This is a genomic window from Candidatus Poriferisodalis sp., assembly GCF_965237655.1.
Taxonomy (GTDB): Bacteria; Actinomycetota; Acidimicrobiia; order Acidimicrobiales; family Poriferisodalaceae; genus Poriferisodalis.
Window position 1 is genome coordinate 1,752,592 of the sequence record NZ_CBDEGB010000002.1, and the last position, 12,154, is coordinate 1,764,745.

General features: G+C 67.3%; 10 protein-coding genes and 1 pseudogene. 7 read left to right on the forward strand and 4 right to left on the reverse strand.

Annotation, left to right across the window (positions count from 1 at the left end):
• Positions 1-21 precede the first annotated feature (21 nt).
• The 5 genes from ACPXYO_RS16170 to ACPXYO_RS16190 are packed head-to-tail and all read left to right on the forward strand — an operon-like array spanning position 22 to position 7,330.
• Entirely contained in the window at positions 22-771 is a 750-nt protein-coding gene (locus ACPXYO_RS16170; protein WP_423922710.1) for a 3-oxoacyl-ACP reductase family protein, read from the forward strand.
• Positions 768-2,531, forward strand: a complete 1,764-nt coding sequence (locus ACPXYO_RS16175) for a thiamine pyrophosphate-binding protein (protein WP_423922713.1) — start codon at positions 768-770, stop codon at positions 2,529-2,531. The genes ACPXYO_RS16170 and ACPXYO_RS16175 overlap by 4 nt, the downstream gene beginning before the upstream one ends.
• A 25-nt stretch (positions 2,532-2,556) precedes the next feature.
• On the forward strand, positions 2,557-4,017 hold the full coding sequence (locus tag ACPXYO_RS16180) for a 2Fe-2S iron-sulfur cluster-binding protein (protein WP_423922716.1): 1,461 nt from the start codon (positions 2,557-2,559) through the stop codon (positions 4,015-4,017).
• Positions 4,014-6,431: a xanthine dehydrogenase family protein molybdopterin-binding subunit gene (locus tag ACPXYO_RS16185; protein WP_423922718.1), complete on the forward strand. Its 2,418-nt coding sequence runs from the start codon at positions 4,014-4,016 to the stop codon at positions 6,429-6,431. Before ACPXYO_RS16180 ends, ACPXYO_RS16185 begins: the two co-directional genes overlap by 4 nt.
• On the forward strand, positions 6,428-7,330 hold the full coding sequence (locus tag ACPXYO_RS16190; RefSeq protein ID WP_423922721.1) for a VOC family protein: 903 nt from the start codon (positions 6,428-6,430) through the stop codon (positions 7,328-7,330). Before ACPXYO_RS16185 ends, ACPXYO_RS16190 begins: the two co-directional genes overlap by 4 nt.
• A 121-nt stretch (positions 7,331-7,451) precedes the next feature.
• On the opposite strand, the gene ACPXYO_RS16195 is transcribed toward ACPXYO_RS16190, so the two are convergent.
• Entirely contained in the window at positions 7,452-7,913 is a 462-nt protein-coding gene (locus tag ACPXYO_RS16195; RefSeq protein WP_423922724.1) for a hypothetical protein, read from the reverse strand.
• Between the two features lie 125 nt (positions 7,914-8,038).
• On the opposite strand from ACPXYO_RS16195, the pseudogene ACPXYO_RS16200 reads away from it, so the two are divergent.
• Together ACPXYO_RS16200 and ACPXYO_RS16205 are read left to right on the forward strand one after the other, a co-directional pair.
• Positions 8,039-8,167, forward strand: a pseudogene (locus ACPXYO_RS16200) (ATP-binding protein); the annotation flags it as partial.
• 23 nt (positions 8,168-8,190) lie between these two features.
• Positions 8,191-8,514 (forward strand): hypothetical protein, encoded by a 324-nt coding sequence (locus ACPXYO_RS16205; RefSeq protein ID WP_423922727.1) that lies wholly within the window; start codon positions 8,191-8,193, stop codon positions 8,512-8,514.
• 84 nt (positions 8,515-8,598) lie between these two features.
• On the opposite strand, the gene ACPXYO_RS16210 is transcribed toward ACPXYO_RS16205, so the two are convergent.
• The 3 genes from ACPXYO_RS16210 to ACPXYO_RS16220 all read right to left on the reverse strand — a co-directional run bounded on the left by ACPXYO_RS16210 (position 8,599) and on the right by ACPXYO_RS16220 (position 12,096).
• A complete protein-coding gene (locus ACPXYO_RS16210; protein WP_423922730.1) occupies positions 8,599-9,624 on the reverse strand; it encodes a CobW family GTP-binding protein in 1,026 nt (341 codons plus the stop codon).
• Positions 9,625-9,880: 256 nt separating this feature from the next.
• Positions 9,881-10,396, reverse strand: coding sequence for an SDR family NAD(P)-dependent oxidoreductase (locus tag ACPXYO_RS16215; protein ID WP_423922733.1), 516 nt, complete (start codon positions 10,394-10,396; stop codon positions 9,881-9,883).
• 38 nt (positions 10,397-10,434) lie between these two features.
• Positions 10,435-12,096, reverse strand: coding sequence for an amidohydrolase (locus ACPXYO_RS16220; protein ID WP_423922735.1), 1,662 nt, complete (start codon positions 12,094-12,096; stop codon positions 10,435-10,437).
• Positions 12,097-12,154 lie beyond the last annotated feature (58 nt).

The following is a 12,154-nucleotide window of genomic DNA, read 5'->3' on the forward strand; positions in this document are numbered from 1 at the left end:
ACCCACACGACCGGCTCGACCATGAGCCTGAACGGTCGCCGTGTCGTCGTCACCGGCGCCGGGCGCGGGCTTGGCGAGGCGATGGCACATGCGATCGCCTCGAATGGCGCATCGGTAGTCGTGGCCGAGCTGATTCCCGAACGCGGCGAGCGCGTCGTCGGCGAGATCCGGGCTGCAGGCGGCGCCGCCGAGTTCATCCCCACCGATGTGAGCGATGAAGCCTCGGTTGCTGCGTTGGCCGAGCATCTTGGCTCCGGCGGGCCCCTCTGGGGCGTCGTGAACAACGCCGGACTGGCCGACGCCGTGGGCGGCAAGACGTTCTGGGAAATCACGCCCGACGAATGGGATCGCATCCAAGCCACCAATTCCCGTGGGTCGTGGCTGGTGAGTCGGGCGCTGGCCCCGCAGATGCTGGCTGCCGGCGAAGGCCGGATCGTCAACATTGCCTCGGATGCGGCGCTGTACGGCTCGCCGCGCCTGTCGCACTACATCGCTTCGAAGGGAGCGCTAATTGCCTTGACGCGGGCGATGGCTCGAGAGCTGGGCGACCATGGCATCACCGTCAACGCCGTGGCGCCGGGACTTGTGGAGGGGCCCTCCGCTGAAGAGATCCCGGCCGAACGCCACGCGCTGTACGCCGAGAACCGGGCGATCAGCCGGCCCCAGGAGCCCGACGACGTCACCGGCGCAATCGTGTTCCTGCTGGGCGAGGAAGCCGCCTATATCACCGGGCAGACGATCGTCATCGACGGCGGCTTTGTGATGCCATGAGCGCAGCCCAGCGGAGAAACGGCGGCGACCTGCTCGTCGAGGTATTGGCGTCGCTCGATGTCGACACTGCCTTCGGGGTGGTCAGCGTCCACAATCTCCCCCTCGTCGATGCGCTTACCCACCGCCTGCGATGGGTGCCCACCCGCAGCGAGGCAGCCGCTGTGAACGCAGCCGACGGCTACGCCCGGGTCCGCGGCACGCCCGGCTGCGCGGTGACCTCGACGGGAACGGGCGCCGCGAATGCGGCTGGGGCATTGGTGGAGGCGCTCACGGCCGGCTCGCCGGTGCTGCACGTCACCGGACAGATTCCCAGCGAGCATCTCGGCGCAGGCCGCGGAGTCATTCACGAGACACGCGATCAGCTGGGAATGTTGCGGTCCTGCTCGGTATGGGCGACGACGGTCGGGGTGACACCGTCGACCGACTTCGCCCACGCAGCCCGACGGCTGGGCACCCATCCGCGTGGACCGGTCAGCCTGGAGTGGCCGATCGATCTGCAATACGGGGAGCCAGCCCTCTGGGACCATCTCCCCGAAGACGCTCCCACGAGTCTTGGCTTGGACAACACCGGCGGTGGGCCCGAGCCCATCGAAGCATCCGCACTTGTCAGCGGCTCCAGTGGCGCAGCTGCGCGTCATGACTCGACGAGCCTTGGTGTTGCGACCAAACCGGACGATGCTGTGTTGGACCGGGCTGCTGAGCTCATCGCCGCAGCGGAACGACCCTTGGTGTGGGCAGGAGGCGGTGCCATCGGTTGCAGCGTTGCGATCGACGATCTGTTGCGCTGCACCGGTGCTGGCTTGTTCACCTCGAACGCAGGGCGCGGTGTCGTGCCCGAGACCGACGACCGGGTCATCGGCAATTTCGCGGCGTCTGCGACCGGCGCCGAGTTGCTCGCCCAAGCCGACGTGTTCATCTCGATCGGCACGCATTTCCGCTCGAACGAGACCCGCAGCTACCGGCTGGCCCTGCCCGCCACGCACATCCAGATTGACATCGACCCTGCGGCCATCGGCCGCTCTTACCCGGCAGATGTCGGGATCGTGGGCGATGCCCGCACGTTGGTCGCCTCGCTCGTCGCCCGTCTCTCCGATCGCCGCTGTGCCCTGCAGCCGGAATGGCACGAGAGCATCACTGCCGCCCGTGAGCAGTGCCGGGCTCAGCTGCGGCGAGACATCGGGCCGTACGCGGCGATCTGCGACATCATGGCAACCGTGCTCGGCGACCGGTCGCCCCGTGTGCGCGACATCACCATCCCCAACAGCTCGTGGGGCAATCGCCTGCTGCCAGTGATCGACCCATCCACCAACGTGGTCCCCCGGGGAGGCGGCATCGGACAGGCCGTCGGCATGTCGATCGGCGCTGCGGTGGCCCGTGCCGATGAACCGACCATGGTGATGGTCGGCGACGGCGGTCTCGTCCCTCAGCTCGGCGAACTGGCCACGCTGGCCCAAGAGCAGCTGCCCGTCACCGTTGTGGTCTTCGACGACGGCGGGTACGGGGTGCTGCGCAACACCCAAGACCGGCACCTGCATCGGCGCTCGGGCGTGGATCTGTACACACCGGACCTGGCCGCGACGGCGGCAGCGTTCGACTTCGGCTACTTCGAGGTGTCCACGCCGCGGGAGTTCGCCGACGCCTTCGAGACGGCGACCGCTGCGGGACACCCGCAGATGATCCGTGTGGACTGTGATGCGCTGGGGCCGATGCCGGTCCCGTTCGTCCCGCCCGTCGAGATGCCGCCGACAGCCGGGCCATGAGTCCCGATATGCGCGGCGTCCAGACATGAGTGTCGAGACCGATCCCGCTCAGCACGCGGTTCCGGCTGGACTGATCTCCCGGAGCCACCTGGGCATCGAGCCGTTCTCGTTGAACCGACCTGCCTCGCTGGTGGACGCCGCTTCGATGGTCGCTGCCGGCGCCTGGGCGCATGCCGGAGGGATCGACGTTGCGCAACGGCTTCGCAACGGCGAAGTGGCTCCCGCCCTCGTCCCGCTGTGCAGGCCTGGGCGGGAGTCCTACGGCGGACTGGAAGTGCTCGACGCGATCTCGCTGGGAGACGGTGTGCTGTTCATCGGCGCGGCTGTCACCCACGCCCGGATCGAAACCGACCGACTCGTACGGACGGTGCGGCCGGACCTCGCTGATGCATGGCGGACTATCGGCAACGCGCGCATCCGGTCCACCGGCACGCTGGGGGGCAACCTCATGGCGTTCGACTCCGGCTACGACGCAGCGCCGATCCTGGCTGCCGCCGGAGCCGAGCTGATCTTCATGGAACCCGATGGCTCCGAGCGACGCTTCGCTTTGGCGGACCGGCCGCGCGATCGCTTGCTCGTCGGCTGCGAGGTGCCGTTTGCCGGCCATGTCGTCTATGAGCGATCGCTGAAGCCAGTCGCGTCTGTGGCTGTCGGCGACAACCACATAGCGATCGGTTGCGCCTATCCCGAGGTCGAGGTGCTGCCCAGCGGCGCCGCTGATGTCGACGCCGTCAACGCAGCTCTCGGAGAACTAGCCGATCCGACCGATGACGTCTTCGCTTCGGCTGCCTACCGGCGCCGCGTCATCGACGTGCTCGTCGGCCGTTGCCTGGAGCTCCATGCAGCAGGTGCGATGAATGATGGCGACCTTGGCAGTGATGGTGCGTACCCGCCTAATGCCTCGCGCAGGGAAGCCGTCGCATTTACCGGGCACCCTGCAGAATCCCTGTCGGACGACTTAGTGGATATCGAGCTGCGGCTCAATGGGGAACCGTTCAGCGCGTCGACCCCAGCGTCGGAGATGCTGGTTGACACCATCCGGTCACGCGCTGGACTCGGCGGCACTCGCGTCGGCTGTGATCAGGCCGTCTGCGGTGCCTGCACCGTGCTCGTCGATGGCCATCCCACCGCGTCGTGTTCCACGTTCGCCTGGCAAACCGACGGTCGCGACGTGCTCACGATCGAATCGGGCCGCTCGGCAGCGGCCGGCGACCGGCTGACCGGCCCAGCGGCGGCATTGTCTGCGGTCCAGCGAGCATTCGCCGAGCTGAGCGCTTTCCAGTGCGGCTACTGCACACCTGGGCTGATCCTCACCGCAAGCGCGCTGCTGGCCCGCCATCCCGACCCCGACCGAACGACGATCTGCGACTGGCTCGATTCGAACGTGTGTCGTTGTACCGGCTACCTCATGGTCATCGAGGCAGTGGAGGCAGCCTCAGCTGCACTGCGCTCCCCCAGCAGCCCGATGCAAGACGGTGCACCATGACGCGCTCAGACGCCGCGGCGAAGACGTCCGGCACCGCTTCGTACGCAGTCGATGTCGCGCTCGGCGGCATGCTGCACGCCAAGGTGCTGCGCTCGCCCCACCCACATGCTCTCGTGACCCGCATCGACACCGTCGCGGCCGAGCAGGCCCCCGGTGTTCGGGCCGTCTTGACACGGCGGGACCTGCTCGACGTCGAGCTTCGAGAACGTTGGGCTGGCGACGACCTGCAGCACCGCCCTGTGGCCGGGCCACTGGTGGCCTCGCACAGCTACGGCTACTTCGTGAAGGACCAGCCGATCCTGGCGCTCGACCGGGTGCGCTACGTGGGCGACGCCGTCGTCGCGATCGCAGCGGACACCGAGCTCGACGCGGCGCGGGCCCTGTCGCTCGTACAAGTCGACTACGAGCCGCTGCCGACCGTGGCCGACTTCGATGCCGCTCTGGCCGACGGCGCGCCAGAGTTGTTCCCCGAAGCTCCGCTGGCCATGGCTCCCATCTACGGCCAAGGCGCCAGCGGCGGCACCCGGCCCAAACCGAACGTCTGCTACCGCTTTGCCTACGAGACCGGCGACCCAGCGGTCTTCGATCGCTGCGACCACATCTTCGTCGACGTGTTCGGCTTCGACGGCCGACAGCAGCACCTGCATCTTGAGCCGTTCGTGACGGTCGCCCGATGGTCCGGACCCCGCTGGTCGGCCCCAACCGCGGACAGCGGCGACAGCACAGACGAAAGCGACGACAGCACAGCTGACAGCAGCCGTCTCGAGCTCTGGTCGAGCTGCCAGAACCCGTTCCCGGTCCGCAAGGAGATGGCTCGGCTGTTGGGCATCGGCGAGCACCGGGTGCGCATGCAGGTCAGGTACCTAGGCGGCGGCTTCGGCGCCAAGAACGGCTGCAAGACCGAGCCGATCGCCGCATTGCTGGCCCGCAAGGCCGGTGCACCCGTCAGGTACTGCCTCACGCTGGACGAGGGCTTTTTGACGATGCGCCAGCACAACGCACGCCTGAGGTTGCGGACCGGCGTGATGTCCGACGGCACCCTGGTGGCCCGCGACGCCGAGGTGCTGCTCGATGCAGGCGCCTATGCCGATGCAAGCCCCCTGGTCGCAGAGAAGGCGGGCTATCGGGTCGCGGGGCCGTACCGGTGGCAGCACATCCGTACGGTCACCGATGCGGTGCTCACCAACACCACTCCCGCGGGCCCGTTCCGGGGTTTCGGCGGCACCCAGGCCAACTTCGCCTGCGAAAGCCAGATCGACATGATCGCCAAACGGCTGGGGATTGACCCCGTCGAGCTACGCCGCCGCAACCTGATCGGATTGGGCGAGGCCTACGTGCCCGGCGAGTCCGCCATGGACTCCGATCTCACCGAAGGTCTTGAACTGGTGGCCGACCGCATCGGCATGGACCAGGCACGCCCTGCCGGCCGAGGCCGGGGCGTGGCACTGGGCTTCAAGGATTCGGGCGGGGTCAACAAGCCAGCGCAAGCCCGGGTCAAGGTCGCCACAAGCGGCGATGCGTGGGTGCAATGCGGCACCGTCGAGATGGGTCAGGGCGCCCAAACAGCGTTACGTGAGGTCGCGGCACGAGTGCTTGACGTGCCCCGATCGCGTGTCCATTGGTCTGACCTCGACACCGATCACACCCCGTTCGACCAGGGCACCAATGCCTCCTCGTCCATCTCGGTGATGGGTCAGGCTGTGCAGAAGGCCGCCGAAGCTGCTCGTCTGCGCATCCTGCAGTTCTCAGCCACAGCGCTGGGGGTGCCGGTGGCCCGTGTCGATTTCCGAGACGGCATTGTGCTGGTTGCGTCCCAGGACGGTTCCAACAAAACGGACCGACGCCCGCTTGCCCCGCTGGTCATGGGCATCTACGGCGGGACCGGTTACGAGTTCACCGGCGAAGGATTCTTCAAGGCCCCCAGCGACAGCCGGGCCCCGTTGGAATCACCGTGCGTGTCGTGGGAGTACGGCTGGGGGGCTGCGGAGGTTTCGGTGGACGCCGACACCGGAATGGTGACCGTGCACCGCCTGGTCGTCTCCGGCGATGCCGGGGCCGTGCTGCACGAAGGAGCCTGCCGCGGTCAGGATGAGGGTGCCGCGATCATGGGGCTCGGCGGCGCTCTGTTCGAGACCATGCGCTTCGACGGCCCGGTGCTCGCCAACGGCCGACTCGTCGACTACCGCGTGCCCCGGTCCAGTGACGTGCCGGCGGAGTTCATCTCGATCACCCAGGAGCAGGGACACGGACCAGGCCCCTTCGGGTCGAAGGGCCTGGGTGAAGGAGCGATGCTGCCCGTGGCATCGGCCATCGCGAATGCCGTTGCCGATGCAACCGGGGTGCGCGTGACCTCAATGCCCCTGACCGGTGAGACGGTGCTTGCAGCGCTCGATGCCGTCCGGGACAGCCCATGAACGCCAGCGCCACCGAGCCCGCGTGGGCGATCACTCACCTGCGGCGCATCGCCGTGCGCTGCAGCGCATTCGACGAGTGCGTCGATTACTACGCCGGCCCCTGGGGATTACGGCAACTTGGCGACTCCGATGACAAGACGGCGGTACTACGCGCCACGGGCGCCGAACACCATGTGCTGGAGCTGCATCGAGCTGATCGCAACGGCATCGATCACATCAGCTTTGGTCTCGCCGACAACGGGGCCGTCGACGCGGCAGCGGCCACGCTGGCGGGCCGCGGCGTGACCCTGCTCAGCGAGCCGGCCGCACTGGACCGGCCGGGTGCGGGCTACGGATTCCGCATTGCCGACCCTGAAAGCCGGATCGTCGAGCTGGCCGCGTGCACTGAGGCCGCGGCGGCGCTGCGGGCCGATGCCACGCCGACCAAGATCGCCCATGTCGTGCTCAACACCGCCGACATCGAGGCGCTCTGCGACTGGTGGTGCGAGGTGCTGGGCTTCCGGGTGAGCGACTGGAGCGAACGCCAGATGGTGTTCCTGCGCTGCAATGCCGACCACCACGCCATTGCGTTCAACCGAGCCGAATGGGCATCCCTCAATCACGTCGCGTACGAGGTTCCCTCGCTCGACGCATACATGACCTCGCTCGGGCGGCTCGCCCGGGCAGGCCATGCCGTCGGATGGGGCCCAGGTCGTCACGGGCCGGGCAACAACGCGTTCGGCTACTTCGTGGATCCTGCGGGCACCGTGCCCGAGGTCACTGCCGAAGTGCAGCAGGTCGACGAGGCCACCTGGGTGCCGCGAACCTGGCCACGCACCCCGGAGCTGTCCGATCGCTGGGGCACAGCAGGCCCGCCATCGGCCGAAATGCGGCAACACATGGCTGGAACGCCCGAATAGCCGAGCCGACTAACTGAGGTTTCGCAGGGATGCGGCCGCCCGGTCGAATATGCGCAGCATTTGACCGTCATATATGGCACTTATGACCGTCATATACCTGGCGAATGCACGAGGACGGGTTCTACGCAGAAGCAGAGCTTCGACGCCTCCTCGCGCGAGGCGAAGGACAGTTCGTCGAACTCAAATCGCTCTGGGATCTCGCGTGCAACGGGCACGTCTCGACGGTGCCGATCTGATCATCATGGAGGTCGACCCCAGCGCCGAGGCTGTCATGGTCGAAGGCAACGGCTTTCCGTATCGAGTCGGTGACAGCGTCGTGCGCGAAACCCAGGAAGCCATCAACGATCGCAAGATCGCTTACCGGCGCCGCGGCTACGAACAGCGACTGTGCCTGGACGCAACCCTCGACGACCTGGATCTGGGTCTCGCTGAGCAATTCCTTCGGCGCGTCGTCGAGGTCGGACGGCCCGTGGCCGAAATCATGCAGCGGTACGGCTTGATCCACCTCGGCGGGCCGAATCGCATCCGCATCACGAACGCAGCGCTGCTGCTGTTTGCCCGCGACTCGATTTGGCGTTGGCATCCCCGCGCTGACGCTCGGCTCTTCCGTGTAGACGGCACCAAGCGGGAGCACGGCAGGCATCGGAATGTGCAGCAGATCGCCCAGCTTGACCTGCCCATCGCGACTACGACGATTTCGGGCGGAGTATTGAGGTGTGGTTCTACGACGACCGCATGGAAGTGCTCAGCCCCGGCGGGCTCGTGCCCCCCGTCACGCTCGAAGCACTGCGCACTGGTTCGCCCGCGCATGCGAGCCGCAACCCGGTCCTCGTTCGCGTTCTGGCGGCGGCAGCAGTCACATGGTGCGGCTGCGCAGCGCACCGGCACGATCTGGCAACGAGACCCCCGACGGCACGGACGAAGCCGACGGGTCCGGGGGCCTCAGCCTGGGTATGCAGCACGGCGCAGAAGTGCACGAATCCCGGATCGTCCGCCTGCGGGCTCGCATGTTGGCGCTCGGTGAGGTCTTGGACGCCAAGGGTGCGATGTCCAATGCCGACTACAGGGAGCTGTTCGGCACGGACCGTCGTAAAGCCCTCGCCGACTTGAGCACGTTGGTCGACCTCGGCTGGCTGGCGCGACGCGGCGAACGCCGCGGCACCCGCTACGTCAGGCCCGACTGAACGCTCTGCGTGTTGTTCTGAACTGGGCACGTTGGCGCCGAGATGCGGCAACACATGGCTGGAACGCCCGAATAGCCCAGCCGACTAGCCGAGGTTTCGCAGGGATGCGGCTGCCCGGTCGACAGCTTCGGCAGAATCGCCGATCAGCACGATCACCGGGTCGAGCGGGCCATTCGCAGGCTCGATACGCCAGCTTCGTCCCACCGCTTGGACCTCGTGGCAGCTGCCGTCGGGAGTGCTGAACCACCCTTTCGCTCGCACCAGCGTCTCGGGCGGGGACTCAAACCAGCGAGCGACGGTCGTCACCTCCCATGGTCCCGCCGGGCTGACGACGGCAGTCGCGACCTCGAACGGGTGCTCACCCGCATCGGCACGAAACGTCGCTCCCTGCAGTGCAGCGCCGAGCAGGATCCGTGGATCGATACGCCCATGAACCGAGGGAACGACCATCCGGCCTGGCGCGAGCTCGCCGATCCGGCGCGCCAGGGACTGAACCGTTTCGTCGTCCACCTGATCGACCTTCGAGAGCACCACCAGGTGCGACACGTCGATCTGGCGACGCACGGCGGGCGCGAACCGGGAATCGCCCAGCTGGGACGCCAACAGATGCGCATCCACAACCGCCACGACCCCGTCGAGCGCACAGCCGGCTGCCGATTCGATGACCGCTGCAAGCGTGGCGGGGTCGGCGACCCCGCTGGCCTCCATCACGATGGCGTCGCTGGTTCCCGCGCTGGCGAGGATTTCCAAGGTCTCTGCGAGGTCGTCCACCAAGGCACAGCACGCACAGCCATTGGTGAGCTCAACCCGATCGGGCGTTCGTGACGCGACTTGCAGGCCATCAATTGCCATCGCATCGATGTTGACGGGCCCAATGTCGTTCACGACCGCAGCGATTCGCAAGCCAGCGGGCTCGGCCAGCAGCTGACGCAGCACCGTGGTCTTGCCGCTGCCGAGGAATCCCGTGAGCACCGTGACGCCGACGGCATCTCCACGGGCATCGTCGCTCTGCCGGCGAGCTGCTGCGATCGACCCGATCGCAGCCTGCCAGGCGTTGTCCAGTTCGCCGGCGCCAGGGTGCCCTGCGACCGCAGGCTCTGGACCGCTCACCCCCACCTCCCTCAGTAGACCCGAGGCACGATGCGCCACGGCACCTTTGCGCGGTACTGCTCCCAGAGGCTGCCGTATTTTTGTGCGCATCGTCGATCGCAGGAACATCTTCGCGTCGGCGCGGTCGCCGAACAGCTGCGGGTTGATCCGACGTCCGAGATAGAGCTCGCCAAACGCCGCGCCGGTAGCGCTAGGTGCAGCACCCCGATGAGAGCAAGAACAGCCCAAGGCGCAAAGAAACCCGCCACGAGGTTGGTCACGTCAGGTGTCTCGTGTTCCTGCCGATAAGCCGGATCGCCGCCTTCCGAGGAAGGAGGCGCCCCATGAGCACAGCCGTGATCCGGTTGACAAGGCCCGGCACCAGCGCTCGCAGGGCCAGCAGCGGTCCGCGCACGTTGACGTCCACCGCCTGGGAGATCTCCTCGTCGGGGGCTTCCAGGAACGGGCCCACCGGTGTGAACGCCGCGTTGTAGACGACGATCCCGAGGTCCAGCCCAGCGACTGCGTCTGCGAGCGCCTCGGCGAACGCGGGGTCGGCCAGATCCAGAACCACGCATCGAACTTCGACCCCGTACTCGGCGATGAGCTGCTCTTTGAGTTCAGCCAGCAGTTGAGGGCGGCGCGCCACCAGCACCAGATCCATGCCTCGTACGGCGAGCTGGGCGGCGAACGCCGAGCCGAGCCCCTCCGAGGCACCGGCGACCACGGCCCAGCCCCCGTAGGCATTCGGCAGGGAACGGACCCGCCGAGGTGATCTCCAACCGATGGACACCCGACCTCCAGCAATCAGGATTCGCCGCCCGAATCAATTCACGAGGTGGGCTCGCCTCCGAGCACAGTGTCGTGCACGGCGATGTCGCGCAGCGCCATCGGATCGACCTCGTAGGGATCATCGTCAAGCACGGTGAGGTCAGCCAGCTTGCCAGCCTCGATCGAGCCCAAGCGATCGTCGCGGGCCAGAACATGGGCTGCGTCGATGGTGATTGCACGCAGCGCCCGATCCACTGAGATCCGCTCCCCCGGCGCCATCACGGTTTCGCCGTCTGCGCCCACTCGATTGACGGCACACCACGCAGCCAGCAGCGGCGACAGCGGCGTGACGACCAGATTGAAGTCGCTGTGGAGCGCGAACGTGGCGCCGGCCCGTACGAGCGAACCCAGCCGGGCCGTGGCCTCACTGCGGTCGGGGCCGAACCCGTGATCGGAGTGCAGCTGTGCCCGGAAGTGCACGAAGTAGACGTTCACGCTGGCGAGGCCGCCGAGCGCCGCAAGGCGCTTCGCCTGCGCCGGTGTCGAGATGCAGTAGTGCTCGATCGTGAAGCGATGATCGAAGCGCGGGTGCTCGGCCTGAAGCGCAGCGAGCGTGTCCAGCGTCATGTCGACGGTGCGATCGCCGTTGGCGTGGGAGTGGATCTGCACGCCCGCCTGCCAGAACGGCCGCATCCGCTCCACCATGTCCTCCCATGGCACCTCGCCCGTGTGGGCAGTGTCTTCGTCGAGGTAGCCCGGTGCATTCATCACCAGCGTCATCGACGGGTACGAGCCGTCGTTCACGTACTTCACGCCGTGGGTGTTCAGCCGATCGTCGCCCTCGGCCCGCTTCGAGGCGAGGAAATCGAGCATGTCGCTGCCGTAGCTGCGCACCAGCTTCGGCTCGAAGGGAATCATGTAGATGCGCAGCGGGAACGTGCCTTCGGCGATGGCCGCTGCATGGTCGTCCCACTCGGGCGCGAATCCGTCGGCCATCCCCCACACCAGGTCCGCCGTCGTAGTGACGCCGGCCGCACGAGCGACGGCGCCCATGCGGTCGATGGCGGCGCGGCCGGTGCCAGGCCCGAAGATGGATGCTGATACCGGCCGGGTGGCCCGTGCGGTGGCCTCGGTTTCGACGAACCAGCCGTTGAGGCGCCCGTCGGGGTAGCGGCCGAGTCCGTGACCGACGCTGCCATCGTCGACACCGATCAGCTCGAGCATCGGGGAGTTCACGTAGACAATGTGCGGCGCGTATGCGCAAACCCACATTGGCACGGTGTCACTGATGGCATCGAGCATGTCGCGGTCGAGATGGCCCTCCTGGCTGGCGGGGTCGTAGCCCCATGCCGTGAGAGGGTCACTGGGATCGGCGTGCTCGGCCACCAGTGCCCGGAGTTGGTGCAGCACCGCGTCACGGCTCGGCAGCCCCTTACGCAGACCGGTCGGTGATGCGGAATCGATCGGGCCGACGTAGTGCAGGCCCATGTAGGTGCCGCTGAGGCGCAGGTGGGTGTGCGGGTCGATGAAGCCAGGGAGAATCACCTTGTCGGCGTAGCGATCGTCGACATCGAAGGGGTAACGCCGCAGCCACGGCTGCATCGATTCGATCGAGCCGACCGACACGATGCGGCCGTCTGCAACGGCGACGGCGCTGGCGTGGGGTCTGCCGGGATCCATCGTGCGAATCCGAGCAGCCGGGTAGACGGTGATGCGTTCCATGCAACCCCCAATCAGGTCATAGTGGGAATGGTCTGCTCGGACCGCGATGGTGCCTCAG

Coding starts and splice junctions, on each gene's coding strand:
- ACPXYO_RS16170 (WP_423922710.1), top strand. CDS start 22: ATGAGCCTGAACGGTCGCCGTGTCGTCGTCACCGGCGCCGGGCGCGGG.
- ACPXYO_RS16175 (WP_423922713.1), top strand. CDS start 768: ATGAGCGCAGCCCAGCGGAGAAACGGCGGCGACCTGCTCGTCGAGGTA.
- ACPXYO_RS16180 (WP_423922716.1), top strand. CDS start 2,557: ATGAGTGTCGAGACCGATCCCGCTCAGCACGCGGTTCCGGCTGGACTG.
- ACPXYO_RS16185 (WP_423922718.1), top strand. CDS start 4,014: ATGACGCGCTCAGACGCCGCGGCGAAGACGTCCGGCACCGCTTCGTAC.
- ACPXYO_RS16190 (WP_423922721.1), top strand. CDS start 6,428: ATGAACGCCAGCGCCACCGAGCCCGCGTGGGCGATCACTCACCTGCGG.
- ACPXYO_RS16195 (WP_423922724.1), bottom strand. CDS start 7,913: ATGCCAACGCCAAATCGAGTCGCGGGCAAACAGCAGCAGCGCTGCGTT.
- ACPXYO_RS16205 (WP_423922727.1), top strand. CDS start 8,191: ATGGTGCGGCTGCGCAGCGCACCGGCACGATCTGGCAACGAGACCCCC.
- ACPXYO_RS16220 (WP_423922735.1), bottom strand. CDS start 12,096: ATGGAACGCATCACCGTCTACCCGGCTGCTCGGATTCGCACGATGGAT.